This is a genomic window from Oceanicella actignis (assembly GCF_008124525.1).
Lineage (GTDB): Bacteria > Pseudomonadota > Alphaproteobacteria > Rhodobacterales > Rhodobacteraceae > Oceanicella > Oceanicella actignis.
The window spans coordinates 1-23,244 of record NZ_VNHJ01000012.1; the positions used below are offsets into that span (position 1 = coordinate 1).

22 protein-coding genes and 1 rRNA gene are annotated in these 23,244 nt (G+C 69.8%); 18 read left to right on the forward strand and 5 right to left on the reverse strand.

The genetic code is table 11. The annotated features are described in order from the left end of the window. A 16S ribosomal RNA gene (locus tag LY05_RS13905) occupies positions 1-130 on the reverse strand; the annotation flags it as partial. A 466-nt stretch (positions 131-596) separates the two neighbouring features. Here LY05_RS13905 and LY05_RS13910 point away from each other — a divergent pair. Beyond that, positions 597-2,108, forward strand: a complete 1,512-nt coding sequence (locus LY05_RS13910; protein WP_148923590.1) for a YifB family Mg chelatase-like AAA ATPase — start codon at positions 597-599, stop codon at positions 2,106-2,108. A 39-nt stretch (positions 2,109-2,147) separates the two neighbouring features. Further along, positions 2,148-2,741, forward strand: coding sequence for a cobalamin biosynthesis protein CobQ (locus LY05_RS13915; protein WP_148923553.1), 594 nt, complete (start codon positions 2,148-2,150; stop codon positions 2,739-2,741). On the opposite strand, the gene LY05_RS13920 is transcribed toward LY05_RS13915, so the two are convergent. Continuing rightward, the gene (locus LY05_RS13920) at positions 2,708-3,622 is read right to left on the reverse strand and encodes a LysR family transcriptional regulator (protein ID WP_072747193.1); all 915 of its coding nucleotides are present in this window, start codon (positions 3,620-3,622) and stop codon (positions 2,708-2,710) included. The genes LY05_RS13915 and LY05_RS13920 overlap by 34 nt on opposite strands. Before the next feature lie 164 nt (positions 3,623-3,786). Here LY05_RS13920 and LY05_RS13925 point away from each other — a divergent pair, with 164 nt between their 5' ends. From LY05_RS13925 to mmsB, 4 genes are all read left to right on the forward strand, one after another. Next, positions 3,787-5,289 (forward strand): CoA-acylating methylmalonate-semialdehyde dehydrogenase, encoded by a 1,503-nt coding sequence (locus LY05_RS13925; protein ID WP_072747192.1) that lies wholly within the window; start codon positions 3,787-3,789, stop codon positions 5,287-5,289. Positions 5,290-5,366: 77 nt separating this feature from the next. Continuing rightward, positions 5,367-6,512, forward strand: coding sequence for an acyl-CoA dehydrogenase family protein (locus LY05_RS13930; RefSeq protein ID WP_148923554.1), 1,146 nt, complete (start codon positions 5,367-5,369; stop codon positions 6,510-6,512). Further along, complete coding sequence (locus LY05_RS13935) at positions 6,512-7,543, forward strand: enoyl-CoA hydratase/isomerase family protein (RefSeq protein WP_072747190.1); 1,032 nt, start codon at positions 6,512-6,514, stop codon at positions 7,541-7,543. The genes LY05_RS13930 and LY05_RS13935 overlap by 1 nt, the downstream gene beginning before the upstream one ends. Before the next feature lie 40 nt (positions 7,544-7,583). Further along, entirely contained in the window at positions 7,584-8,459 is an 876-nt protein-coding gene (gene mmsB, locus LY05_RS13940) for a 3-hydroxyisobutyrate dehydrogenase (protein WP_072747189.1), read from the forward strand. Positions 8,460-8,492: 33 nt separating this feature from the next. Here the strand turns inward: mmsB and LY05_RS13945 are convergent, their stop codons facing one another. The 3 genes from LY05_RS13945 to LY05_RS15575 form a co-directional block, all read right to left on the reverse strand. After that, a complete protein-coding gene (locus LY05_RS13945) occupies positions 8,493-9,839 on the reverse strand; it encodes a glutamine synthetase family protein (protein ID WP_148923555.1) in 1,347 nt (448 codons plus the stop codon). 198 nt (positions 9,840-10,037) lie between these two features. Continuing rightward, positions 10,038-10,409, reverse strand: coding sequence for a hypothetical protein (locus LY05_RS13950; protein ID WP_072747188.1), 372 nt, complete (start codon positions 10,407-10,409; stop codon positions 10,038-10,040). Beyond that, the gene (locus LY05_RS15575; RefSeq protein ID WP_148923556.1) at positions 10,406-12,265 is read right to left on the reverse strand and encodes an OmpA family protein; all 1,860 of its coding nucleotides are present in this window, start codon (positions 12,263-12,265) and stop codon (positions 10,406-10,408) included. The genes LY05_RS13950 and LY05_RS15575 overlap by 4 nt, the downstream gene beginning before the upstream one ends. A 152-nt stretch (positions 12,266-12,417) precedes the next feature. On the opposite strand from LY05_RS15575, the gene LY05_RS13960 reads away from it, so the two are divergent. From LY05_RS13960 to recF, 12 genes are all read left to right on the forward strand, one after another. Further along, positions 12,418-12,924, forward strand: coding sequence for a flagellar basal body-associated FliL family protein (locus tag LY05_RS13960; RefSeq protein ID WP_148923557.1), 507 nt, complete (start codon positions 12,418-12,420; stop codon positions 12,922-12,924). Between the two features lie 21 nt (positions 12,925-12,945). Continuing rightward, positions 12,946-13,659 carry a hypothetical protein gene (locus LY05_RS13965; RefSeq protein ID WP_148923558.1) on the forward strand — a complete coding sequence of 238 codons (714 nt, stop codon included), beginning with the start codon at positions 12,946-12,948 and terminating at the stop codon, positions 13,657-13,659. After that, positions 13,656-14,219: a MotE family protein gene (locus tag LY05_RS13970; RefSeq protein ID WP_072747184.1), complete on the forward strand. Its 564-nt coding sequence runs from the start codon at positions 13,656-13,658 to the stop codon at positions 14,217-14,219. The genes LY05_RS13965 and LY05_RS13970 overlap by 4 nt, the downstream gene beginning before the upstream one ends. 83 nt (positions 14,220-14,302) lie before the next feature. After that, positions 14,303-15,172, forward strand: coding sequence for a flagellar motor stator protein MotA (gene motA, locus LY05_RS13975; RefSeq protein WP_148923559.1), 870 nt, complete (start codon positions 14,303-14,305; stop codon positions 15,170-15,172). Beyond that, a complete protein-coding gene (locus tag LY05_RS13980) occupies positions 15,169-17,511 on the forward strand; it encodes a tetratricopeptide repeat protein (protein ID WP_148923560.1) in 2,343 nt (780 codons plus the stop codon). Before motA ends, LY05_RS13980 begins: the two co-directional genes overlap by 4 nt. Continuing rightward, positions 17,504-18,226, forward strand: a complete 723-nt coding sequence (locus LY05_RS13985) for a flagellar hook-basal body complex protein (protein ID WP_148923561.1) — start codon at positions 17,504-17,506, stop codon at positions 18,224-18,226. The genes LY05_RS13980 and LY05_RS13985 overlap by 8 nt, the downstream gene beginning before the upstream one ends. Before the next feature lie 39 nt (positions 18,227-18,265). Continuing rightward, positions 18,266-19,051 (forward strand): flagellar basal-body rod protein FlgG, encoded by a 786-nt coding sequence (gene flgG / locus LY05_RS13990; protein WP_072747179.1) that lies wholly within the window; start codon positions 18,266-18,268, stop codon positions 19,049-19,051. Then, the gene (gene flgA, locus LY05_RS13995) at positions 19,051-19,503 is read left to right on the forward strand and encodes a flagellar basal body P-ring formation chaperone FlgA (protein WP_148923562.1); all 453 of its coding nucleotides are present in this window, start codon (positions 19,051-19,053) and stop codon (positions 19,501-19,503) included. Before flgG ends, flgA begins: the two co-directional genes overlap by 1 nt. After that, positions 19,500-20,237: a flagellar basal body L-ring protein FlgH gene (gene flgH / locus LY05_RS14000; RefSeq protein ID WP_072747177.1), complete on the forward strand. Its 738-nt coding sequence runs from the start codon at positions 19,500-19,502 to the stop codon at positions 20,235-20,237. The genes flgA and flgH overlap by 4 nt, the downstream gene beginning before the upstream one ends. 13 nt (positions 20,238-20,250) lie before the next feature. Then, the gene (locus LY05_RS14005; protein ID WP_148923563.1) at positions 20,251-20,778 is read left to right on the forward strand and encodes a flagellar basal body-associated FliL family protein; all 528 of its coding nucleotides are present in this window, start codon (positions 20,251-20,253) and stop codon (positions 20,776-20,778) included. Positions 20,779-20,895: 117 nt separating this feature from the next. Further along, a complete protein-coding gene (gene dnaN, locus LY05_RS14010) occupies positions 20,896-22,014 on the forward strand; it encodes a DNA polymerase III subunit beta (RefSeq protein WP_072747175.1) in 1,119 nt (372 codons plus the stop codon). Positions 22,015-22,054: 40 nt separating this feature from the next. Then, entirely contained in the window at positions 22,055-23,203 is a 1,149-nt protein-coding gene (gene recF, locus LY05_RS14015; protein WP_072747174.1) for a DNA replication/repair protein RecF, read from the forward strand. The last annotated feature ends 41 nt before the right edge of the window (positions 23,204-23,244 follow it).

Consider the following 23,244-nt stretch of genomic DNA (forward strand, 5'->3'; position numbering starts at 1 on the left):
TCCGAACCGAAAGGCACGTTCCCACGCGTTACTCACCCGTCCGCCGCTGACCCCGAAGGGCCCGCTCGACTTGCATGTGTTAGGCCTGCCGCCAGCGTTCGTTCTGAGCCAGGATCAAACTCTCAAGTTGAAACGTCGCTCAGCGACGTCCTTGACGTTCGAACCTCTGCACATCGTCACTCTCGACATGCTCAAGTCCCCTCACGGAAAACCCGAGCCGCCAAGCGTGAAGCTGACACCTCATCATCGAGCCAGCCAAAAGCCAGCCCTAGAGGCCGATATCCAGACGTCCGGTCGTCGAAACAACCCAGCCGTCCGCATATCCCTTCCATACGCAATGTCAAAGAGCCGAGCGACAGACGACGAGTGCGTTCCCTTGCAAAAACGCGCCCCGAAATCCGTGCCGCCGCTGAACCAACCCCGAGGCGACGTCGCCGCCGCCCTCGCTGCCGGTGACGCGCTATCTAGGAGATTCGAAATCCCAACGCAACCCCATTCTCGCAAAAAAATCGTGGCGGCGGCGCGCTTTCGGTTTACCGAGCGTTAACCACGGCGCGGCGACGCTGCCAGCCAAGGAGGCCGGCATGACCCCCAGCATGACCCAAAGCTGCCACAGCGTCGCCTTCGTCGGCATCGAGGCCCGCCCCATCAGGGTCGAGTGCATGATGACCCCGGGCGTGCCCTCGTTCTCGGTCGTCGGGCTGCCCGACAAGGCGGTTGCGGAATCGCGCGAACGGGTCCGCGCGGCGCTTGCGTCGCTTGGCGTGTCGATCCCGCCCCGAAAGATCGTGGTCAACCTGTCGCCCGCAGACCTGCCCAAGAAGGGCGCCCATTACGACCTGCCGATCGCCATCTGCATCATGGCCGGCCTCGGAGTTCTGCCGCCGGACCCGGCGCTGCGCGTCACCGCCATCGGCGAGCTGGGGCTGGACGGCGCGATCCGGTCCGTCACCGGCGCGCTGCCCGCGGCGTTGGCCGCGGCGCAGGCGGACATGCCTCTGGTCTGCCCGGCCGAGAACGGTCCCGAGGCGGCCCTGGTCGGGGCGGCCGAGATCCTCGCGCCCGCAAGCCTGCTGGCCTTGGTCAACCACTACAACGGCAAGCGCCCGCTTCCCAGACCCAGCCCGGCCGGGCCGGACAACGGCCCCGAGACGATCCGCGACCTGGCCGACGTGAAGGGGCAGGAGCGCGCGCGCAGGGCGCTGGAGCTGGCCGCGGCGGGGGGCCACAATCTGCTTCTGATCGGCCCCCCGGGCGTGGGCAAGTCGATGCTTGCCGAGCGCCTGCCCGGCATTTTGCCGCCCCTGACGCCGGAGGAGGCGCTCGAAACGACCATGATCCGCTCGGTCGCCGGGCTGCTGGAGCGCGGCGCGCCGGTGCGGCGGCGCCCTTTTTGCGCGCCGCACCACTCGGCGTCGATGGCCGCGCTGGCGGGCGGCGGCCGCGATGCTGCGCCCGGCCAGGTGAGCCTGGCGCACAACGGCGTGCTGTTTCTGGACGAGTTGCCCGAATTCTCGCGCCCCGCGCTGGAAAGCTTGCGCCAGCCGCTCGAATCCGGCGTCGCGGCGATCGCGCGCGCCAATGCGCATGTCACCTATCCGGCCTCGGTGCAGCTTGTGGCTGCGATGAACCCTTGCCGCTGCGGCCAGCTGGCCGACCCCTCGCGCGCGTGCAATCGCGCGCCGAAATGCGGTCAGGACTATCGCAGACGGATCTCGGGGCCGCTGCTTGACCGCATCGACCTGCATGTCGAGACTCCGGCGCAGCCGGCCTCCGAGCTGGCGCGCCTTCCGCAAGGCGAGCCCAGCGCCGCGGTCGCCGCGCGGGTCGCGCGCGCGCGCGAAAGGCAGGCGGCGCGTTGGCGCGAGGCCGGGGTCGAGGCGCGCGTGAACGCGCGCGTGGACGGCGCCGTGATCGAGAAGACCGTGCGGCTCAGCGAGCAGGCCCGCGCGCTTCTGATCCGGGCCGCGGACAGGCTTGGGCTGTCGGCGCGGGGCTGGACGCGCGTGCTGCGCGTGGCGCTGACCGCGGCGGATCTGGACGGGGCCGAGCAGGTGGGCCGGGCCCATGTCGCCGAGGCGGTCAGCTACCGCATGCCGGCCGTTTGACCGGGCAAGCGGCCGCGCGCCGTCAGGGAAGAAGGCTGGATGCACACGCCGGCGCACATGATCTTCGCAGCGGCCGCGCTGGCCCGCCCGCCGCAGCGGGCCGATCCGGGCGGCGCGCTGCGGAACCTGGCCGCGCTGGTCGGCGGCTTTGCGCCGGACCTTTCGCTATACGTCATGGTGGCGTGGCAACGCTTCGCCGTCGGGCATGACTGGCGGCGGATCTTCGAGCATGACTACCGCGACGCGTTCTGGCAGGGGATCTTCGCAATCGACAACTCGATCCCGCTGTGGAGCGCCCTGCTCATCGCCGGCCTTGCGCTCGAACGTCGGGCGCTGGCCGTCTTCGCCGCGGCGGGCCTGCTGCACCTGGCGTTCGATCTGCCGCTCCACAACAGCGATGCGCGGCCGCATTTCTGGCCGGTCAGCGACTGGGTGTTCCACAGCCCCGTCAGCTACTGGGAGCCATCCCGCTTCGGCTGGCTCGTCGCCCCGATCGAGGTCGCGGCCTGCGCGGCGCTGAGCGTTCTACTCTGGCGCCGCTTCCGCTCGGCGGGCGCGCGGGCGCTGATCCTGGCCGGCATGGCGGCGCAGGCTGCGCCCTATGTGGCCTTCGCGGCGCTGTCGGGCGGCTGAGCCTCGGCTTCGGCCAGCTTCTGGCGCATCGCGTCCGCGAAGGCGTGGGCGACGCGGCGGATGCGCGGAATCTCGGCCGTGTTCTGGTGCAGCACCAGCCAGTAGGCGCGCGTCAGGCAGGTCTGCTCGGGCAGGACGGGGACCAGCTCGGGGCGGCGGCGGGCCATGAAGTCGGGCAGGATGCACAGCCCGCCCCCGGCCAGCGTCAGCTCGAGCTGCACGAGAAGGCTGGTCGAGGTCAGCTGCGGCGACAGCCCGCCGCCGATCTCGGCCACATAGTCCAGCCCCTTGTCGAAGATCAGGTCCTGAACGTAGCCCACCCCGCGCATCCCGCGCAGGTCGTCAAGGCTGCGCGGCTCGCGCCCGGCCAGAAAGCTGCGCGCCGCATAAAGGCGCAGGTGATAGTCGGCGATCTTGCGAATCCGCAGCCGGCCGCTTTCGGGCGGCGTCACCACGACGGCGAAGTCGGCCTCGCGCTGGCTGAGCGAAAAGCTGCGCGGCAGGGCGACGATCTGCAGCTCGAGCTGCGGATGCGCATCGCACAGCAATGCCGCCGTCTCGGTCACAAGGTGCGAGGCCGCGCCCTCAGGCATGCCGACCCGTACCGCGCCCGACAGCGCATGCTGGCGCCCGCCCACCGCCGCGGCGCCGGACATGGCCGCGCTTTCGATCGCCTCGGCCGCCGGCAGCAGGCGCTGCCCCGCCTCGGTCAGCGCATAGCCGCGCGGCGAGCGGTCGAACAGCTTGGCCTGCACCGCATCCTCGAGCGCGCCGATGCGCCGCGAGACCGTGGCATGGTCCACCCCCAGCGCGCGCGCCGCCTGGGTCAGGCGGCCGGTGCGCGCGACCTGAAGGAAGAAGCGCAGGTCATCCCAGTTCATGCCGCGCCTCCGCGCTCGTCCAGCCCGCGCCATTGTGCATGAATGCACAACCGAATGCGAAATCTTCGCATTGCATATGGGCATTTTTCATGGATGTTGCCCACAGGCGCAATGCGCATCGCGCGCCCGGCCCTCCGCCGGGCCGCCCCAAGGGAGGTGAACGCATGACCATCGAACTTACGCACTGGATCAACGGCAAGCATGTCAAGGGCACGTCGGGCCGCTTCGCCGACGTCTACAACCCCGCCACCGGCGAGGTCGAGAAGAAGTGCCCCCTGGCCTCGGTCGAGGAGCTGAACGCCGCCGTCGAGGGCGCGAAGGCCGCCCAGCCCGCCTGGGCCGCCACCAACCCCCAGCGCCGCGCGCGCGTGCTGATGGAGTTCGTGCGCCTTCTGCACCGCGACATGGACAAGCTGGCCGAGGCCCTGTCGCGCGAGCACGGCAAGACCCTTCCCGACGCCAAGGGCGACGTGATCCGCGGGCTCGAGGTCGCCGAGTTCTGCATCGGCGCGCCGCACCTGCTCAAGGGCGAATACACCGACGGCGCCGGCCCCGGCATCGACATGTATTCCATGCGCCAGCCGCTGGGCGTGGCCGCGGGCATCACCCCGTTCAACTTCCCGGCCATGATCCCGATGTGGAAGTTCTGCCCGGCCATCGCGGCGGGCAACGCCTTCATCCTCAAGCCGTCCGAGCGCGACCCCTCGGTGCCGCTGATGCTGGCCGAGCTGATGCAGGAGGCGGGCCTGCCCGACGGCATCCTGCAGGTCGTCAACGGCGACAAGGAGGCCGTGGACGCCATCCTCGATCACGAGGACATCGCCGCGGTCGGCTTCGTCGGCTCGACCCCGATCGCGCAATACGTCTATGCGCGCGGCTGCGCGGCGGGCAAGCGCGTGCAGTGCTTCGGCGGCGCCAAGAACCACATGGTCATCATGCCCGACGCCGACCTCGACCAGGCGGTGGACGCGCTGGTGGGCGCGGGCTACGGCGCGGCGGGCGAGCGCTGCATGGCCATCTCGGTCGCCGTCCCCGTGGGCAAGGAGACCGCCGACCGCCTGATCGAGAAGCTGGCGCCCCGCGTCGAGGCGCTGAAGATCGCGCCCTACACCGCCGGCGACGACGTCGATTTCGGCCCCGTCGTCACCGCCGAGGCCAAGCGCCGCATCCTGGGGCTGGTGGACAAGGGCGTCGAGCAGGGCGCCAAGCTGGTCGTCGACGGGCGCGGCTTCGTCATGCAGGGCTACGAGAACGGCTTCTTCGTCGGCGCCTGCCTGTTCGACAACGTCACGCCCGACATGGACATCTACAAGGAAGAGATCTTCGGCCCGGTCCTGTCCACCGTCCGCGTCAATTCCTATGAAGAGGCGCTCAACCTCGTCATGACCAACCAGTATGGCAACGGCACCGCCATCTTCACCCGCGACGGCGACGCCGCGCGCGACTACTGCGCCCGCGTCAACGTGGGCATGGTGGGCGTGAACGTGCCGATCCCGGTGCCGCTGGCCTACCACACCTTCGGCGGCTGGAAGAAGTCGGCCTTCGGCGACCTGAACCAGCACGGCCCGGACGCCTTCCGCTTCTACACGCGGACCAAGACGGTCACCTCGCGCTGGCCCTCGGGCATCAAGGACGGCGCCGAGTTCTCGATCCCGACCATGCGCTGAACGCGCGCGCCCGCGCCGCCGCCGCGCGGCGCGGGCGCCCTTCCTGCGGCACATCGGCGGAGAATGGGAGTTCGGACATGGATTTCGCCCTCAGCGACGAGCAACAGGCGATCTTCGACATGGCGCGCGAGTTCGGGGCCGAGCGCATCGCCCCGCACGCCGCCGAATGGGAGCGCCAGGGAACCATCCCGCGCGAGCTTCTGCGCGAGGCCGGCCGCCTTGGCTTCGGCGGCGTCTACGTCTCGGAGGATGTCGGGGGAACGGGCCTCGGCCGGCTGGACGCCACGCTGATCTTCGAGGCGCTGGCCATGGCGTGCCCCTCGGTGGCCTCGTTCATCTCGATCCACAACATGTGCGCGCGCATGATCGACGCCTACGCATCGGACGAGATGCGCCGCAAGTGGCTGCCGGGGATCTGCGCGCTCGAGACCGTGGCCAGCTACTGCCTGACCGAGCCGGGCTCGGGCTCGGACGCCGCCGCGCTGCGCACCCGCGCCGAGCGCACCCCCGAGGGCTGGAAGCTGAACGGGACCAAGGCCTTCATCTCGGGCGGGGGCTACTCGGACGTCTACCTGGTCATGTCGCGCACCGGCGAAGAGGGGCCGCGCGGCATCTCGTGCATCCTGGTTCCCTCGGACGCGCCCGGCCTGAGCTTCGGCGCGCAGGAGCGCAAGATGGGCTGGAAGGCTCAGCCCACCGCGCAGGTGCAGATGGACGACTGCCTGGTTCCGGCCGAAAACCTGCTGGGCGAGGAGGGCAAGGGCTTCAAATACGCCATGGCCGGGCTGGACGGCGGGCGGCTGAACATCGCCGCTGCGGCCCTGGGCGGCGCGCAGGCCTGCCTTGACAAGGCGCTGGCCTACATGGGCGAGCGCAAGGCCTTCGGCCGCACGCTGGATCAGTTCCAGGCGCTGCAGTTCCGCCTTGCCGACATGGAGACCGAGCTTCAGGCCGCGCGCGTCTTCCTGCGCCAGGCGGCCTGGAAGCTGGACCAGGGCGCGCCCGACGCCACCAGGCATTGCGCCATGGCCAAGCGCTTCGTCACCGACGTCGCCTTCCGCGTCGCCAACGAGGCGCTGCAGCTGCATGGCGGCTACGGCTATCTCGAGGACTACGGCATCGAGAAGATCGTGCGCGACCTGCGCGTGCACCAGATTCTCGAGGGCACGAACGAAATCATGCGCGTGATCGTGGCGCGCGCGCTGCTGGCGGAGCGGGGCTGATGGCCGAGGTCGAGATCCGCGTTTCGGGCCGCGCCGGGCGCATCACGCTCAACCGCCCCAAGGCGCTGAACGCGCTGACGCACGAGATGGCGCTGGAGATCGAGCGCGCCCTGCGCGCCTGGCGCGAGGATCCGCGCGTGCAGCTGGTGGTCATCGACGGCGCGGGCGATCGCGCCTTCTGCGCGGGCGGCGACATCCAGCTGCTCTATGACCGCGGCCGGGCGGGCGACTTCGCCTATGGCCGGCGCTTCTGGGCCGACGAATACCGCCTCAACGCGCTGATCGGCGCCTATCCCAAGCCCTATGTGGCGCTGATGGACGGCATCGTGATGGGCGGGGGCGTGGGCGTCTCGGCCCATGGCTCGCACCGCGTGGTGACCGAGCGCACGCTGCTCGCCATGCCCGAATGCGGCATCGGGCTGGTGCCGGATGTGGGCGGCACCTTCATCCTGTCGCGCGCGCCCGGCCGGCTGGGCGAGCATCTGGGCCTGACGGGCGCGCGGGTCGGCGCGGGCGACGCCATCCTGACCGGGTTCGCCGACGTCTACATGCGCGCCGAGCGCCTGCCCGCGCTGATCGCCGAGCTCGAAGCCTCGGGCGATCCGGCCGCCATCGCCGCCATGGCCGAGCCCGCGCCCGAGGCGACCCTGGCGCCGCTGCGCCCAGCCATCGACCGCGCCTATGACGCGCCCGACGCGCTGGGAGTGGTGCGCGCGCTCGAAGCCAGCGACGAGGCCTGGGCGCAGGACGCGGCGCGCGCCATCCGGCGCAACTGCCCGCTGTCGGTCGCCTGCGCCCTGCGCCTGATCCGCGAGGCGCGCGCCCTGCCCGACCTCAAGGCGGCGCTGGCGCGCGAGTATCGCTTCTCGTGGCGCTGCACCGAAGAGGGCGAGTTCCTCGAGGGCATCCGCGCCGCCGTCATCGACAAGGACCGCTCGCCGCGCTGGCAGGTGGCGCGGCTCGAGGATCTGCCGCCCGAAAAGGTCGACGCCATGCTGGCGCCGCTGGGCGAGAACGAACTGACGCTCTGACCCCGGCCGGGGCGGGCGCGAACGCGAAGGGAGAGACGCCATGAAGAAGATCGGCTTCATCGGTCTTGGCAACATGGGCGCGCCGATGGCCGCGAACCTGGCCAAGGCGGGCTACGAGGTGACGGGCTTCGACCTGAACCCGGTCGAGGTCGAGGGCGTGGCGCGGGCCGCCTCGGCGGCCGAGGCGGCGCGGGACAAGGACGCCGTGATCACGATGCTGCCCAATGGCGAGATCCTGAAATCGGTCTACGCCCAGATCGTGCCCGCGGCGCGCCCCGGCGCCGTGCTGATCGACTGCTCGACCGTCGACGTGGACAGCGCCCGCGCGGCGCACCAGATGGCGCAGGAGGCGGGCCTTCTGTCGGTGGACGCGCCGGTCTCGGGCGGCGTCGGCGGCGCCGCGGCGGGCACGCTGACCTTCATGGCCGGCGGCTCGGAGCAGGCCTTCGCCGCCGCCCGGCCCCTTTTCGACGTGATGGGCGCCAAGGCGGTGCATTGCGGCCCGGCCGGAGCGGGCCAGGCGGCCAAGATCTGCAACAACATGATCCTGGGCATCTCGATGCTGGCGGTGTGCGAGGCCTTCGCCCTGGCCGACAAGCTGGGCCTCGACCGGCAGAAGATGTTCGACGTCGTGTCCACCTCGTCGGGCTCGTGCTGGTCGATCAACACCTATTGCCCGGCGCCCGGCGTGGGGCCCAAGTCGCCCGCCGACAACGACTACAAGCCCGGCTTCGCGGCCGAGCTGATGCTCAAGGACCTCAAGCTCAGCCAGCAGGCCGCCGAGGCCGCCGACGCCGCCACCCCCATGGGCCGCCGGGCGACCGAGCTTTACGAGCAGTTCGTCGCCGAGGGCGGCGCGGGCAAGGACTTCTCGGCCGTGCTGCTCAAGCTGGCCCAGAGCGGCCGCGACGGCTGATCGGGGCGCGCGCGGCCGCGCCGGGCCGCGCGCTCACATCGCTTCGAGATAGCGCTCGATCTCGACCGGGGTGACCTGATCTTCGACCTTGGCCAGCTCGCGCTCGGCCTGGGTGATGAGCAGCTCCAGCATCTGCTCGCCCAGCGCCTCGCGCAGGAAGGTCGAGCCATGCGCAAGGCGCAGCGCCTCGGCGATGCTGGCGGGCAAGGGGTCGTGGCGCGCCTCGGCATAGGCGTCGCCGGCCGAGGGCGGCTCGGGCTCCCACCCCATCTCGATCCCGCGCAGGCCGGCCTCGATCTCGGCGGCCATCAGCAGATAGGGGTTGGCGTCTGCGGCGCCGTCGCGCTTCTCGATCCGCACGGCGGGGTCCGCGCCCTCGATCACCCGCAGCCCGACGGTGCGGTTGTCGACCGCCCACGAGGCGTTGACCGGGCAATAGGTGTATGGCTTGCGCCGGCGATAGGCGTTCGGGGTGGTCGAGCCGACCAGGGACATCTGCGCCATGTGCCGCTGCAGCCCCGCCAGATAGGCGCGCCCGAGGGCGTTGAGCCGCCCGTCCTCGGCGAAGGCGTTGCGCCCGTCGCGCCAGAGCGAGTGATGCATGTGAAAGCCCGAGCCCGAATGCTCGATGAAGGGCTTGGCCATGAAGCTGGCGATCAGCCCATGTTGGCGCGCCAGCTGCTTGACCATGCCGCGCAGCAGCGCCGCGTGGTCGGCCGCGGCCAGCGCCGGCCCGTAGCGCAGATTGACCTCGACCTGGCCGGGGGCGAATTCGGGATTGGACTGCTCGATGGGCACGCCCATGGCCTCGAGATGACGGCGGATCGGCCCGAGCACCGGCTCCAGCTCGGCCGCCCGCGCGAGGCCGTAGCACTCCATGCGCTTCTCGCGCGGGCGGCGGGTGGCGGGGTCGAGCAGGTAGAACTCGAGCTCGGCGCCGATCTGCACCTCGAACCCCATCGCGCGCGCGCGCGCGACGGCGCGCAGAAGCGGCTGGCGCGGGTCGATGGGAACGGGATTGCCGAGGTGGTCCTGCGCCCGGCCCAGGGTCATCCACACGCCCTCTTCCCAGGGGATCGGACGCAACGGGCCGCGCGGGATCACGAACAGGTCGGGATAGCCGCTTTCGGGACCTGAATAGCTGTTGGGCGTCAGCTGGCTGGTCACATCCATCGAGAAGAAGGTGTTGTCGAGCGCGATGCCGCGCCGCGCCACCGAGGGCCAATGCGACGCCGACACGCGCTTGCCGCGCAGCACGCCGTTCAGATCCGCCACGCCAACCGCCACCGTGTGCGCGCCCTCGGGCAGCGTTTGCGGCGGCGGGGCGTCGGGGTCGGCGTTCAGCAGCGCTTCGGCAAGGCTCGTGGTCTGGCAGGTCATGAAAACCGCGTCCTGATCGTTTTGTGATCACAGCACGGTAATCGCGCCGAAAGGCGCCCGCAACCCCGCAACGGCGCGGCCGCGAACCTGCCCTCGGCGCGCGCCGGCGGCCCCGTCCGCCGCCCCGTCGGCCGCCCCTTGCGCGGCGCCCGTCGATGGGCGATCCGGGACGCCGCCCGGAAGGGGCGGATGCGGCGCTCAGTCCTGCGCGTCGCGCGCCGCGTCGCCGCCCGCCCCTGCGCGCAGCGCGGCGATCTGACGGCGCAGGTCGCCAACGGTGTCCATGATGGCGGCAAGTTCGGCCTCGCGCTCGGCCAGCTGCGCCTTCAGGCGCGACTCGCTCTGCGCGCGCTCGGCCGTCATGCGCTCTACCGTCTCGCGCAAGGCCTGGCGGGCCTGGTCGCGTTCCAGCTTGGTCGCGTGCAGCAGCTCGGCCATCTCGGAATGCAGGTCGGGGTCATGGGCATGCGCATGCGCCGCCCGCCGCCAGAGCCAGTGAAGCGCCCATCCGATCGCCGCCGCGGCCAGAAGCGCCGCGAAAAGAGCCGCCGTCAGCTCCGCCCTGGTCATCGCCCGTCCTCCTGTCCGCCGCCCGGCGCCCAAGGCGCAAAGGCGATCCGCCTGTTGCGCGCGCGCCCTTCCTCGGTGTCGTTCGGCGCGACGGGCGCCGACTCGCCATATCCGCGCGCGCGCATCACCGTCAACGACACGCCGCGCGCCTGCATGGCCGCCAGCACGGCCTCGGCGCGCGCGCGCGACAGAGCCAGGTTCGTCTCCTCGCGGCCTTGCGAGTCGGTGTGCCCCTGGATCTCGACCACGCCGCCCCGGCATCGCCCGAAAGTCGCCGCCAGCGCATCGAGCGTCGCCTCGGCGCCCGGCGCGAACGCGGCCGATCCCGGAGCGAAATTCAGCGGCGTTGCGGCGACGATCGCCGAAAGCGCCTCGGCGCAGCGCGCGGGGCCAAGCGGCAGCTCGGCGGCGGCGGCGGGCAGGTCGATCGTCACCCGCGAAAGCACCTGCAGGCCGTCGGCAGGAGCCTCGGCCAGCGCCCGCTTCATCGCGACCAGCGCTTCGGCGCTGCGCGCGCGCCCAGCGAGGCTGATCGATGCGCCGTCATAGCGCGCCACGCCCTCGTCCAGCGCAAGCAGCGCCGACAGGGCCGCCAAAGCCGCCCGCCGCCAGGCCGGATCGACCGCCGCGGCGCCCGACGCCCGCAGGCCGTCCGACACCGGATGCCCGCCGGCCAGCGAGCGCGCCAGCGAAACCACCGCGCCGCGCGTGGCCTCGTCCGGGGCCGTTCCGGCCAGCGCCAGCGCCCCGCCCCGCGACAGCCGGGCCGCGAAAACGGGCGGCGCCGGCGGTTGCTCGACCGCGCCCGGCCCGCTCAGCGCAAGGGAGAAGGCGCCGTCCAGCGCGGCCGAGAGCCCCCTGCCGGCGCGCGCGAAGGCGTCGGCGTCCGTGGGCGGCAGGGCCTCGAGCGCCGCGCGCGAATCCTCCAGCGCAAAGCGCCCCGCCGGCAGCGTCGCCAGCGCCGAGATCCCGGCAAGGGCGGCGTCGGCCCAGCGCTCGCTCGGCGCGCCAAGGGCGGGCTCGCACCGCGCGCCGTCAAAGCCCTCGGGGGAAGCGGCGCGCAAGGCGGCCTCGATGCGCCGCGCGTCGTCGCGATCGGCGGCATGACACCGCTCGAGCGTCCAGCCCTGAGCCGTCCGCAGCAAGGCGAAGGAAAACGGCGCGCGCCGCGGCGGCGGGGCGGAGATGCTCAGATCGAGCTGAACCCCTTCGGGACGCGCCGCCTCGAGCGCCCGCTCGGCCTCGGCCGCCGCCTTGGCCGACGGCGCGGCGGCGCGCACGCCGACGCGGCCGGGCGCGATCTCGACAGTGGCGTCCTCGAGCAGCGCGAGGGCGCGCGCCGCCAGGCGCTCGGCGGCCAACCAACCGTCCGGCGCGGGCGCCGCCTCGGGCAGGGAAACGTCGCTGATGCGCAGGTCCTGCCCCGCCTCGCGCAGCGCGTCGCCCAACGCGCCCGCTGCGGGCGCCGGGGCCGCGCCGCTGATCGTGACCTCGCGCCCGCGGCGCGTCAGCACCAGCCGCGCGGCGCGCGCCGGCGCGGCAACCCTGGGGGGCTCGGCCCTGGGCCGGGCGCCGGCCTGGGGCGCCTCGATCTCGCTGCGCAAGCGGGTGAACCCGCCGATCCGCGCCAAGGCCTCGAGAACCTCCATCGCCGCGCGCTCATCGGGCGCGCGCCCGCTTGCCCGGACCAGCGCGCCGTCGACCTGCGCGCGGACCCATGGATGATCGGCCAAGGCCTCGGACACCTGCGCGCGCGTGCGCTCCTCGATCCAGCCGGACAGCCCCCACGCGCCGGCCCCGGCCGCCAGAACGGCCGCGCCGATCGCCGCGGCAAGCCCCGCTCGCGCCCGCTCCATGCCCATCCGCCAGCCCCTTTCGATCGCCTCGGCCTCGCACGCATACCCCCCGGCGCGCGCCGCCCGCAAGGCCGGCGGCGACGATCTTAACCTTCGATTAGCCGTGCGGGCCTACAACCGGAGGCGAAGGGATTCTCCGCAAGAGGACGGCAATGGCCAGCGCCGCGCAGATCGAAGTCGAAACCGAAGAGGGCGCCAAGCCCAAGGGCGGCGGCAAGGGGCTCCTGTTCGGCCTCGTCGCCATGCTGGTCCTGGGCGGGGCGGGGTTCTACGCCACCTGGTCGGGCATGGTCGCCCTGCCGATCGGCGGCGCGGCCAAGCACGAGGCCGCCGCGCGCCCCAAGCCGAAGGATCTTCCCCCGGTCGCCTTCGTTCCCATCGACGAGATCGTCATCTCGCTCGGCCCCCGCGCCAAGGCGCGGCACTTGGTCTTCGCCGCCCAGCTCGAGGTCGAACCCGGCTATGACGAAGAGGTGAAGCTCCTCATGCCGCGGATCCTCGACGTTCTGAACACCTATCTGCGCGCGGTCGAGGAGCGCGACCTGGAAGAGCCCAGCGCCCTGCCCAAGCTCCGCGCCCACATGTTGCGGCGCATCGCGATGGTGACCGGCGAAGGCCGCGTGCGCGACCTTCTGATCACGCGGTTCCTGTTGAAATGACCATCTTCCACGGAGGCTAGAATGGCCCTCATTGCCGATGGACTGCTGATCGCGGCGACTCTCGTCGCGGTGATCTACTGCCATGTTCTGGCGGGCAGGCTGCGCAAGCTTCGCGACCTCGACAACGGCCTGGGCGCCGCCGTGGCCGCTCTGGCGCGCCAGAGCGAAGAGATGCGCCGCACGCTCGAGGCGGCGAAGCTCGCCTCGGGCGATTCGGTCAAGCAGCTGGCCGAGCGCACCGCCCGCGCGGAAATCGCCGCGGGCCGCCTGGAGCTTCTTCTCGCGACGCTGCACGAGCGCGAGCGGACCCAGCCTCAACCGACCGCGCGCCCGCGCCCTGCGCGCGCCAGGCCGGCCAAAGAGGCGCCGGCCGAAGCCGCCGCCCCCGAGGTCGCCCCCCGCGAGGCCGCCCGCGCCGAAACCGCCGCCGCAGAGCCCGAACCGTCGGCCGATCCGCGCGAGGGGTCCAGGGTCGAGGCGCCCGCGGCCTCGCCCGGACACGCGCAAGCTTCGGCTGAACGGACCGCAGAGCCCGCCGAAGAGCCCGCCGTCGTCTTCCCCGAGCCGCCCGCGGCGGCGAAGCCCGCCGCCGACCGGGCCGGGCCGGCCGCGCCAGGCCGCGCGCCGCTCGAGCGATCCCGCCCCGGCAAGACGGCGCTCGCGTCGCGCGAAGAGGTCATCGCCGCCCTTCAGCGCGAGATCGAAAAGGCGCTCGCCGCGGAGGGCCGGCGATGAACCGTCCGGGCGCGCTCACGATCGTCGGGCTGTGCTTCGCGGCCTCGGCCGGCCTGCGCCTGGCGGACCCGGACGGCGCCATCGCCAAGGAGGCGGCGCACCTGGCCTCCGAGCACGGAGCGCCCCAGACCAAGGCCGCCGCCGAAGACTGTCCCGACCCCGGCGGCCTGCTGGCGGCGCTGCGCGAGCGCCAGGCGCAGCTCGACGCGCGCGAGGGCGCGCTGGCCGACCGGGAGAAGCTGCTCGAAGCGGCGCGCGCCGAACTCGACGAACAGCTCGCCCGCGTCAAGGCGGCCGAGGCGAGCCTGGCCGAAACCCTGGCGCTGGCCGACAAGGCCGCCGAGAAGGATATCGCCCGCCTGGTCTCCGTTTACGAGGCGATGAAGCCCAAGAACGCGGCGCGCGTGCTCGAATCGATGGAGGTGACGTTCGCCGCGGGCCTCGTCGCCCGCATGAACAAGAACGCCGCCGCCGCGATCATGGCTGCGATGTCGCCCGAAAAAGCCTATGCGATCAGCGTCATCGTCGCCGGACGAAACGCGAACGTCCCGACCGAGTGACCTTCGGACCTTCTTAACCGGTGCGCGGGCACATTGACGGAGGCCTGCGGGGATTCGCAGCCGCCTGAGAACGAGAGGTTCGCATGATCGGCATCGTCGGCATCGTCATCACCCTTGTCATGGTGTTCGGCGGCTATGTGGCCGCCGGAGGCAAGCTCGGAATCATCCTGCACGCCCTGCCCTTCGAGTTGGCGATGATCGGAGGCGCCGCCATCGGCTCCTTCGTGCTCGCCAACGACATGAGCACCGTCAAGCACACGCTCTCCGACGTCGGAAAGGTCTTCAAGGGCCCGAAGTGGAAACCGCAGGACTATCAGGATCTGCTCTGTCTGCTTTTCGAACTGATCCGCATCGGGCGCGCCAACCCGATGGACCTGGAGCCGCACATCGAATCGCCGCAGGAATCCGCGATCTTCTCGAAATATCCGCGCATCCAGTCGGACGCCGCCGCGGTCGACCTGATATGCGATACGCTCCGCGCCGGCACCATGAACTATGACGACCCTCATCAGGTCGAAGAGGTTCTTGAGAAGCAGCTCGAGCAGAAGCTGCACCACTCGCTGCACTCCAGCCACGCGCTTCAGAACATGGCCGACGGCCTGCCCGCCCTCGGCATCGTGGCCGCGGTTCTGGGCGTCATCAAGACCATGGCCGCGATCGACCAACCGCCGGCCGTCCTCGGCAAGATGATCGGCGGCGCGCTCGTCGGAACCTTTCTCGGCGTGTTCCTCGCCTATGGCCTGGTCGGCCCCTTCGCCGCCAAGGTCAAGGCGGTCGTCGAAGCCGATCATCAGTTCTACGCTCTTATCCGCGAAGTGTTGGTCGCGAACCTGCACAACCACGCGCCCGACATCTGCGTAGAGGTCGGTCGTCAGAACACCCCGCGCGAGCTTCGCCCCAGCTTCGGCGACCTGAACGAAGCGCTGCGCGGCGCGAAGGCGGCCCCGGCATGATGCGCTCGTTCGCCGCGCTCCTCTTCATCGCCGCCGCCGTCGCGGCGAAGGCGGCGGAGCAATCCCCGGAAAAGGCGCGCGTTCGCGCGGGCGAACACCCCGGATTCAGCCGCATCGCGATCGATCTGAGCCCAGTAGGCGTGTGGAAGATAGATCGCGGCGACCGGAGCGTGACGATCAACTTCCCACAGCGACAGCTCGATTTCGATCTGACCGAGATCACGCCGCAGAGAAAGGCGTCGCGCGTCCTCTTTGCGACAACGCGCCAGACCGAAACGGCAACGGAGCTCAGCCTCGGCCTCGCCTGCGACTGCGTCCTGGATGCCTATCTGTTCGGCGCGAACATGCTCGTCCTGGACATCCGCGACAAGACGGCCGGGCCTCGCCCCGAGCACGCCAGACCGAACGGCGGGACGCAAGAGGAAGCGCCGCACGCGGTCGAAGCCAAGCCTCAGGAAAGCGAAAAGCGGGCGCCGCGCGCCGGCGCCGCACATTCCGGCTTTCCCGAGGCGACGGCCGAATCGATCAAGAAAGCTCAGGCACGCCTGCTCGAACAACTTACTCGCGCGGCGGAACAAGGCCTTGTTGCATTCAAGGCCCCGCCCGCCGATTCGCGGGCGCCCGGCGAGGAAAAGATCATCAAGCGCCAAGTCCCCACGGATCATTCGACGCGCCATGACGCCAAGGCGCGAAACGCCGCTGCCCATCCCCCGGAAACGAACCTGCACTCCAACGCTCCGTCGCCAAAACTGAGCTCGATTGGCAGCGCCGTCTCTACGCATGTGGATCCCTCCGACCCCAAGCCTCAGATCGCCGTCCGCTCAGTCTTGGATGGCCTGTCGGAACCAAAGACGCCACCGCGGACGCCCCGCAAGGACTGTCCGCCGAGCGCTTGGTTCGACGGAGAGAAATGGCTGCCGGAAGGAAACTGGCACGAAGAAATATCGGAGCTTCGGCAATCCCTCTACGGGGAGTTTGACAAGCCCAGACATGAAATCGCGTCTCGCCTGGCCAAAGCATACATAGCCGCCGGCATGGGAGAAGAAGCTCACACGCTTATTGCTTCGCTGCATTCTCGGACGCCCGAACTCTCCACCCTGTATGAGCTGGCTTCCGTCGTTCGCGGACAACCCGTCGATCCGAATGGCGAATTGCGCGCGTCCGCGCGCTGTAGCGATGCGAGCATGCTTTGGCGCGCAGCTGCTGGACTGCTCGATCTCACCACGATGTCCAATAATGACTTCGAACGGCTGAGATCTCTTCTGGCTGAAATGCCGGGCGCCGTGCGCGGTCTGCTCGCACCCGGAATCATCCAGCGCCTTGTTGCGACAAATCATCTTAAGGAAGCCAATGCGCTGCTTCTGGTGACTGAGCGGTCCCCCAGCGCCCAAAGCGAACTCTTGAAGCTCGCGCGGGCGGAATACCACCTCGCCGAAGGAAACGCTGCGGAGGCCGAGAAAATACTTCGAAAACTCGCCAAAAGCCGAGGCCCTGAAGCTTTCAGAGCCATGATTCGACTGGGCGAGAGCATCGCGGCAAGACGTGGCGTCCCGCCCGAAGACTTTGTCTTCGAAGCCACCCTGGCTGCGTTTCTGACACGCGGCACGGAACTGGGCGCGCAGCTGAAGGTCACCGAGGCTGTCGCAAAGGCGGGGATCAAAGGGTTCTCGGAAGCCATTCAGATCCTCGCGCGCCAATTGAGGGATGCCAGTTCAGATATCGCGACGATTCAAAAGGCTGCGCGCTATATCTTCACAACCACTCAACCCGAGGAAGTCGGAGAAGCAGCCTATGCGGCGGCCGTTGCGGAGCATGTCGATCTGGTCGGCGGCGATCCGGGCGCTGACCAAGCGCGGATAGACATCGCGACAAAGCTGCTTGAGATCGCTCTTCCGAACCTCGCGCTGAAGGTGGTTGCGCCGCCCCTAGAACGAGGGGTCACGGGTGCACGCATCGTTGCTGCCGCCGCGCTCGCAGAATTGGGCGAGACCGAACGAGCACTGATTCTGCTCTCAGGGCTCCGCGGCGACAAGGCGCTCAAAACCCGAGAAAAAGTTCTGGAACGGGCGGGCGACTACGCCGCGGCGCTCGCCGTGTCGCAGCTGCGAGGCGAGGACGATGCTCAAAGGCGGGGACTGCTGGCTTGGCGTGCAGGCGCCTGGCGCGAAGCCGCCAAACTCCTTCCCGACCCGGTGCTGGCGGATCTTGCGAAGGCCCGCGCGCAAGAAACCAGCACAGCAAATCTTCCGCCTGAACCATCTCTTAAGCATTCCCGGGCTACCCTCGAGCACGCGAAGAATTCACGGGAAATGGTCGAGAAGGCCCTGTCAGATGGATAATTCCGTTTACGTCTCCGTCACGAGGTTGAGGTCTCTGACCAACCTCATCGACATCACGGCATCGAACATCGCGAACATGGCGAGCACGGGCTTCAAGAAGGAAGGCGCACTTTTCTCCGAGTTCGTGAAGAAAGCCGACGTCGAGGGGGGCTCGATCTCCATGGCCGACGCCCGGGTTCGAACCACAGACCTTTCCCAAGGCGAGCTTTCGCTCACCGGCGGAGTTTTCGACCTGGCCATAGTCGGAGATGGCTTCTTCAGAATCATGACGCCGAGCGGCGAGGCCCTCACCCGCGCCGGCGCATTCTCTCGAAACGCGGATGGCGAGCTGGTCACCGCCGATGGGCACCGCGTTCTGGATGAAGGCGGCGCTCCGATTTTCGTGTCGCCGGAAGCACGCTCCATAAGCGTCGCTCCCAATGGCACGATCTCGGCCGACGGAGCGCCTGTCGCCGTGATCGGCGTGGTTCGACCAACGGATCCAACAAAGCTCGAGAGGCTCCATGGATCGCTCTTCGTCTCAGACTCCGGGACGGAACCCGCGGGCGATTTCTCGATCCACCAAGGCTACATCGAAAAATCCAACGTCCAGCCCGTCCTGGAAATGGCCAACATGGTCAAAATCCAGAGAGCTTACGAGCTCGGCCAGTCGCTGATGGACGCCGAGGACGAACGCATCAGATCCGCCGTTCGAACTCTCGGCACCCAAAGCTGAGCCACACCGACGATACCGCTGCTTCAGAAGGAGTAACGCATGCGCGCCCTCAGCATCGCCGCGACCGGCATGGAAGCCCAACAGCTCCGCGTCGAGGTCATCTCGAACAACCTGGCCAACATGAACACGACGGCCTACAGCGCGCGTCGAGCCGAATTCGCCGACCTTCACTATCAACAGGCGCAACGCCCGGGAACGGTCACGGCGGATGACGGGACCGTTCTCCCCACCGGCGTTCAGATCGGGCTCGGAGTGCGCGCCACCGCGATTACGCGGGATGTGGGCCAAGGCGCACTGAAGCAGACGGGAGGCGATCTCGACATCGCGATCGAGGGGGCCGGGTATCTGGAGGTGACGCTTCCATCCGGGCAAACGGCCTACACGCGGGACGGAGCCCTCAAGAGGACCGGCGAGGGATTGATCGTAACGTCCGATGGCTTTGCGATTTCGCCCGAGATCACCATTCCCGCCGACGCACGGGCCATCACGATCAATGCCGACGGCGAAGTCTACGCCTACTTCAACGGCCAGGTCGACGCCCAGCTGATCGGCGCCTTCACGCTGGCCACCTTCGCGAACCAGAAAGGCCTGGAGGCCATCGGCAGCAATCTGTTCCTGGAAACCGAGGCGTCCGGCGCGCCCGCCATCGGCCAGCCCGGCACCGACGGAAGAGGCGTTCTTCGCCAAGGCTTTCTCGAAGAGAGCACCGTCGACGCGGTGCGCGAGATCACCGAGCTGATCGAGGCGCAGCGGGGATACGAGCTCAACGCCAAGGTCATCACCGCCGCCGATCAGATGCTTGCGGCCACGTCTCAGGTGCGGTGATGCGGAAGCTTCTCTTCATGGCGATGCTTCTCTTGGTCGGGGCAACGGACCCCGGCGTCGCCGCGCAGACGGACCAGGAGAGCGTCGTCGTCGCAACGCGGACGATCCGGAGCCGATCCATCATCGGCCCCGAGGATGTCGCCCTGGCGACGAACCGGCCCGCGCCTCCCGGCGCGGTCACGGACGTCGAGGCCGTCGTCGGGAAAGAGGCGCGGACCTCGATCTATGCCGGCAGACCCATCATGCGCGGGCATGTTCAGGATCCGGCGATCGTCGAGCGCAACGAGCTGGTTCGTCTCATCTTTCGCAAGGGTGCGCTTTTCATCGCCGCCGACGGCCGCGCGCTGGAGCGGGGCGGCCTTGGGCAGCGGGTCACCGTCATGAACCTCGATTCGCGCGCGACCGTCGTCGGGCGCGTGAGCGGACCGGGCGAAGTGGAGGTCAGCCGATGATCGCGCGCCTTGTCTTGACGGCGCTTCTTGTTGCGGCGGCCGGCTGCTCGCGGCTCGAGAACGTGGGCAAGGCCCCGGCTTTCACGCCGCCGGGCGAGGCCGAAAACCCCGTCCCGCCGATCGCGCCGCGCCGCGTCGCCTTGGCGACGCCTCCGCCAAGCCCGTCGCCCGAACCCTATTCGGCGGCGTCGCTGTGGCGGTCAGGCCCCTCGTCGCTGTTTGGCGACAGGCGGGCGAAATCGCTTGGCGACATCGTCACCGTCGTGATCGAGATCGACGACAAGGCCGAGCTGAAGAACACGACGAAGCGCTCGCGCAGCGGGTCGGAGGACATGGCGGTCTCGGCCCTTCTCGGGGCGCCCGCGCTCATTGAAAACGCCTTCGGAGTCAGCACCGACCCGGCGGCGTCGCTAAGCTCGTCCTCCTCGTCGGAAGGCGATGGGTCCGTCCGCCGCAACGAGAAGATCACTTTGCGCGTGGCCGCGACCGTCGTCGACGTTCTGCCCAACGGGCACCTCGTGATCGCGGGGAACCAGGAAATCCGGGTCAACTACGAACTGCGCGACCTGCAGATCGCCGGCGTCATCCGCCCGGAGGACATCTCGCGCAGGAACGAGATCTCGCACGACAAGATCGCCGAGGCGCGAATCTCCTACGGCGGGCGCGGTCAGATCACCGACGTTCAGCAGCCGCGCTACGGCCAGCAGATCGCCGACATCCTGCTGCCATTCTGAGAGGGAGCCACGCATGAAGAAGCTTCTGCCCATCCTGCTGGCGGTCATCGGCCTGGTGGGCGGAGCCGTCGCCGGCGCGATGCTCCGCCCAGCGCCAGCCGAAGATCACGCCAAGGCCGAAGCGCATGGCGGCGCCGAACCAGCGCACGCAGAGGGCGCGGCGCATGACGAACACGCGGCCCCGGACGAAGAGGAGGAACAGCACGACCCTGAGAAGACGTATGAGTTTGCCAAGCTGGACAAGCAATTCATCGTCCCGATCGTCCGCAACGAAGAAATCGCCGCCTTGGCGATACTGTCCCTGACGCTCGAGATGGAACCGGGGACCTCGGGCGCCGTTTCCGAGCGCGAGCCAAAGCTGCGCGACGAGCTGCTCCAGGCGCTTTTTCTGCATGCGCAGTCGGGCGGCTTCGACGGCGACTTCACCAGTCCGCAGGTCATGAAGGATTTGCGGGGCGCCTTGAAGAAGGCCGCGCGCAAGGTGATGGGACCGGCGGTGCACGACGTTCTGCTCACCGAGTTCGTGCGCCAGGATCTTTGACCCGGCGTTCAGGCGTGCGAAACCCGTTGCGCCGCTCGCGCAAGCCCTTAATGTGTCCGGTCCCCGGCGACGTGTCTTCTCGCCGCGGCCGGGGCGGCGGCATCAGGTGGACAAACGATGAAGATCAGCATCGAGCGGGCGACTCTTCTCAAGGCCATGAGCCGGGCGCAGGGCGTCGTCGAACGCAGAACGACCATTCCGATCCTGTCCAACGTGCTGATCGAAGCTTCGGGCGACGGCGCCTCGATTCGCGCCACCGACCTCGACGTCGAGGTCGTCGACCGCGTTCCCGCAATGGTCGAGCAGGCGGGGGCGACCACGGTCGGCGCGCATACGCTGCATGAAATCGTGCGCAAGCTGCCCGACGGGGCGATGGTGTCGCTGCACCACGACGCCGCGAGCGAAAGGCTGCACATCGTCGCCGGCCGTTCGCATTTCTCGCTCGCCACGCTGCCGCGCGAGGATTTTCCCGTCATGGCCTCGAGCGAGTATGACGTGACCTTCGCGGCCCCCGCCCCGATGCTGCGCCGGCTGTTCGACAAGGCCAAGTTCGCGATCTCGACCGAAGAGACGCGATATTATCTCAACGGCGTCTACATGCATGTCGCCGACGGCCCCGAAGGTCGCAGCCTGCGCTGCGTGGCCACGGACGGCCATCGCCTGGCGCGCGTCGACGCGCCCGTCCCGGCCGGCGCCGAGGCGGCGCCGGGCGTGATCGTGCCGCGCAAGACGGTGGGCGAGCTCAAGAAGCTGCTCGAGGATGACGAGGCCGAGATCACCGTCAGCATCTCGGAGACCAAGATCCGCTTCGCCACCCCGGAGCTTGCCCTCACGTCGAAGGTGATCGACGGCTCGTTCCCCGACTACACGCGGGTCATCCCGCTGCACAACAGCCGCCGGCTCGAGGTGGACGCCGCCGATTTCGCGGCGGCAGTCGACCGCGTGGCGACGGTGTCGTCGGAACGCTCGCGCGCGGTCAAGCTCAAGCTCGATCAGGACAGGCTGGTGCTGTCGGTCAACGCGCCCGACACCGGCGCCGCCGAGGAGGAGCTTGTCGTCGCCTATGACGCCGAGCCCCTTGAAATCGGCTTCAACGCGAAATATCTGCTTGAAATCGCAGGACAAATCGAACGCGAGAACGCGGTTTTCATGTTCAACTCGCCGGGCGAGCCGGCCCTTGTGCGCGAAGGCGATGACGAAAGTGCCGTTTACGTCGTGATGCCGATGCGGGTGTGATGCGCGTCGATGGCCGGCCGGCGGCGCGGAGCGGCCGGACATGACGCGGATCCTGGAACTCGAGCTGTCGCATTTCCGCTCGCACAAGCGCACGCGGCTCTCGCTCGACGGCCGGCCGGTCGCGCTGGCGGGGCCGAACGGCGCGGGCAAGACGAACCTGCTCGAGGCCGTCTCGCTGCTGTCGCCGGGCCGGGGCCTTCGGCGCGCCGCGCCCGAGGATCTGCCCCGCCGCCCCGAGTCCATCGGCTGGAAGATCTCGGCGCTGCTCGATACGCCCGAGGGGCCGCGCCAGGTCGAAACCTTTGCGCCCGCGGGCGGCGGCGCGCGCAGCGTCAGGATCGACGGCAAGGCCGCGCCGCAAACCCAGCTTGGCGCGTTGGCGCCGATGCTGTGGCTGACGCCCTCGATGGACGGGTTGTGGACCGGCGCGGCATCGGAACGGCGGCGCTTCGTCGATCGTGCGGCGCTGGGCTTCGATCCGGCCCATGCCGAGCGGTCGCTGACCTATGAGAAGGCGATGCGCGAGCGCAACCGCCTGCTGCGCGACCAGCTGCGCGACGCGGCGTGGTTCGATGCGCTCGAAAGCCGGATGGCCCTGTCCGGCGCCGCCATCGCCCGCGCGCGGGTCGAGACCGTGGCGCGGCTGAACGGCGCGCAGCCCGAGGGCGGCCCCTTCCCCACCGCCGCGCTCGCGCTCGAGGGCGCGTGCGAGAGGCGTTTCACAGCCCTGCGCGACGCCGACGGCCTGGCGCCCGACGAGGCCGAGCGCGAAACCGCCGCGGCGCTGCGCACGGCGCTGGCGCGCGGCCGGGCGCGCGATCTGGCCGCCGGGCGCACGCTCGACGGCCCGCATCGCAGCGACCTGACCGCCGTTTTCGCGGCCAAGGGCGTCGAGGCCAGGCTATGCTCGACGGGCGAGCAGAAGGCGCTGCTGATCTCGGTCACGCTGGCCAACGCCCGCGCCGTCGCGCGCCAGCGCGCCACCCCGCCGCTGTTGCTGCTGGACGAGGTCGCCGCGCATCTGGACGAAGGCCGCCGCGCCGCGCTGTTCGACGCGCTGACCGAGCTGGGCGCCCAGGCCTGGATGACGGGCGCCGATCGCGCGCTGTTCGCGGGCCTCGGCGCCCGCGCCCAGCTGTTCGAGACCGTCGAGCGCGACGGCGTCGCGACGGTCTCGCCCGCCGCCTGATCCGCGCCGCGGCGCAAGGCAATCGCCCCGTGACACCCCCG

Coding starts and splice junctions, on each gene's coding strand:
- LY05_RS13910 (WP_148923590.1), top strand. CDS start 597: ATGACCCAAAGCTGCCACAGCGTCGCCTTCGTCGGCATCGAGGCCCGC.
- LY05_RS13915 (WP_148923553.1), top strand. CDS start 2,148: ATGCACACGCCGGCGCACATGATCTTCGCAGCGGCCGCGCTGGCCCGC.
- LY05_RS13920 (WP_072747193.1), bottom strand. CDS start 3,622: ATGAACTGGGATGACCTGCGCTTCTTCCTTCAGGTCGCGCGCACCGGC.
- LY05_RS13925 (WP_072747192.1), top strand. CDS start 3,787: ATGACCATCGAACTTACGCACTGGATCAACGGCAAGCATGTCAAGGGC.
- LY05_RS13930 (WP_148923554.1), top strand. CDS start 5,367: ATGGATTTCGCCCTCAGCGACGAGCAACAGGCGATCTTCGACATGGCG.
- LY05_RS13935 (WP_072747190.1), top strand. CDS start 6,512: ATGGCCGAGGTCGAGATCCGCGTTTCGGGCCGCGCCGGGCGCATCACG.
- mmsB (WP_072747189.1), top strand. CDS start 7,584: ATGAAGAAGATCGGCTTCATCGGTCTTGGCAACATGGGCGCGCCGATG.
- LY05_RS13945 (WP_148923555.1), bottom strand. CDS start 9,839: ATGACCTGCCAGACCACGAGCCTTGCCGAAGCGCTGCTGAACGCCGAC.
- LY05_RS13950 (WP_072747188.1), bottom strand. CDS start 10,409: ATGACCAGGGCGGAGCTGACGGCGGCTCTTTTCGCGGCGCTTCTGGCC.
- LY05_RS15575 (WP_148923556.1), bottom strand. CDS start 12,265: ATGGAGCGGGCGCGAGCGGGGCTTGCCGCGGCGATCGGCGCGGCCGTT.
- LY05_RS13960 (WP_148923557.1), top strand. CDS start 12,418: ATGGCCAGCGCCGCGCAGATCGAAGTCGAAACCGAAGAGGGCGCCAAG.
- LY05_RS13965 (WP_148923558.1), top strand. CDS start 12,946: ATGGCCCTCATTGCCGATGGACTGCTGATCGCGGCGACTCTCGTCGCG.
- LY05_RS13970 (WP_072747184.1), top strand. CDS start 13,656: ATGAACCGTCCGGGCGCGCTCACGATCGTCGGGCTGTGCTTCGCGGCC.
- motA (WP_148923559.1), top strand. CDS start 14,303: ATGATCGGCATCGTCGGCATCGTCATCACCCTTGTCATGGTGTTCGGC.
- LY05_RS13980 (WP_148923560.1), top strand. CDS start 15,169: ATGATGCGCTCGTTCGCCGCGCTCCTCTTCATCGCCGCCGCCGTCGCG.
- LY05_RS13985 (WP_148923561.1), top strand. CDS start 17,504: ATGGATAATTCCGTTTACGTCTCCGTCACGAGGTTGAGGTCTCTGACC.
- flgG (WP_072747179.1), top strand. CDS start 18,266: ATGCGCGCCCTCAGCATCGCCGCGACCGGCATGGAAGCCCAACAGCTC.
- flgA (WP_148923562.1), top strand. CDS start 19,051: ATGCGGAAGCTTCTCTTCATGGCGATGCTTCTCTTGGTCGGGGCAACG.
- flgH (WP_072747177.1), top strand. CDS start 19,500: ATGATCGCGCGCCTTGTCTTGACGGCGCTTCTTGTTGCGGCGGCCGGC.
- LY05_RS14005 (WP_148923563.1), top strand. CDS start 20,251: ATGAAGAAGCTTCTGCCCATCCTGCTGGCGGTCATCGGCCTGGTGGGC.
- dnaN (WP_072747175.1), top strand. CDS start 20,896: ATGAAGATCAGCATCGAGCGGGCGACTCTTCTCAAGGCCATGAGCCGG.
- recF (WP_072747174.1), top strand. CDS start 22,055: ATGACGCGGATCCTGGAACTCGAGCTGTCGCATTTCCGCTCGCACAAG.